The organism is Alcanivorax quisquiliarum (assembly GCF_023051175.1).
Taxonomy (GTDB): Bacteria; Pseudomonadota; Gammaproteobacteria; order Pseudomonadales; family Alcanivoracaceae; genus Isoalcanivorax; species Isoalcanivorax quisquiliarum.
This window is the reverse complement of the sequence record NZ_JALKII010000033.1, coordinates 1-1,165: the sequence shown is the minus strand read 5'-3', so window position 1 is coordinate 1,165 and position 1,165 is coordinate 1. Positions and strand designations below refer to the sequence as shown.

Here is a 1,165-nt window from a genome sequence, read left to right as displayed (position 1 = left end):
GCCATCATCGGCTCCGGCAACATCGGCACCGATCTGATGATCAAGATCCTGCGCCACGGCAAGGCCGTGGAAATGGGCGTGATGGTCGGCATCGATCCCACCTCCGACGGCCTGGCCCGCGCCAGGCGCATGGGGGTCGCCACCTGCGCCAGCGGCGTCGATGGCCTGATCCAGATGCCCGAGTTTGCCGATATCGATATCGTGTTTGATGCCACCTCGGCCAATGCCCACGTCTACAACGACAAGGTGCTGCGCCAGGCCAAGCCCGGTATCCGCCTGGTCGATCTGACCCCGGCCGCCATCGGCCCCTACTGTGTGCCGGTGGTGAATCTGGACGCCCATCTGGATGCGCTCAACGTGAACATGGTCACCTGCGGCGGCCAGGCCACCATCCCCATGGTGGCCGCCGTGTCGCAGATCGCCAAGGTGCACTACGCCGAGATCATCGCCTCGATTGCCAGCAAGTCTGCCGGGCCGGGCACCCGTGCCAACATCGACGAATTCACCGAGACCACCTCGCGCGCCATCGAGGTGATCGGCGGCGCCGCCAAGGGCAAGGCGATCATCATTCTCAACCCGGCCGAGCCGCCCTTGCTGATGCGCGACACCGTCTATGTGCTCTCCGAGCTGGCGGATCAGGCCGCCGTGGAAGCGGCCATCACGGCGATGGTGGCGAAGGTGCAGGCGTATGTGCCGGGCTACCAGCTCAAGCAGCAGGTGCAGTTCGACGTGTTCGACGACGCCAACCCCTTGCACATTCCCGGCCAGGGCACGTTCACCGGCCTGAAGACCTCGATCTTTCTGCAAGTGGAGGGCGCGGCCCACTACCTGCCGGCCTACGCCGGCAACCTGGACATCATGACATCGGCGGCGCTGGCCACGGGCGAGCAGCTGGCGCAGCGCACTGCGGCCAGCGCCGCGCAGGGAGGTGCCGCATGAACGGCAAGAAACTCTATATCTCGGATGTGACACTGCGCGACGGCTCCCATGCCATCCGCCACCAGTACTCGTTGCAGAACGTGCGCGACATCGCCGCCGCGCTGGACAAGGCCAAGGTTGATTCTATCGAAGTGGCCCACGGCGACGGCCTGCAAGGTTCCAGCTTCAACTATGGCTTTGGCGCCCACACCGACCTGGCCTGGATCGAAGCCGTGGCCGACACCGT

General features: G+C 65.3%; 2 protein-coding genes. Both read left to right on the top strand.

The annotated features are described in order from the left end of the window. A partial coding sequence (locus tag MU846_RS14495) for an acetaldehyde dehydrogenase (acetylating) (protein WP_246953981.1) occupies nt 1-939 on the top strand: 939 nt, incomplete at its 5' end. Next, on the top strand, nt 936-1,165 hold a 230-nt coding region (locus MU846_RS14490), incomplete at its 3' end, for a hydroxymethylglutaryl-CoA lyase-like TIM-barrel protein (protein WP_503467113.1). The genes MU846_RS14495 and MU846_RS14490, both read left to right, overlap by 4 nt.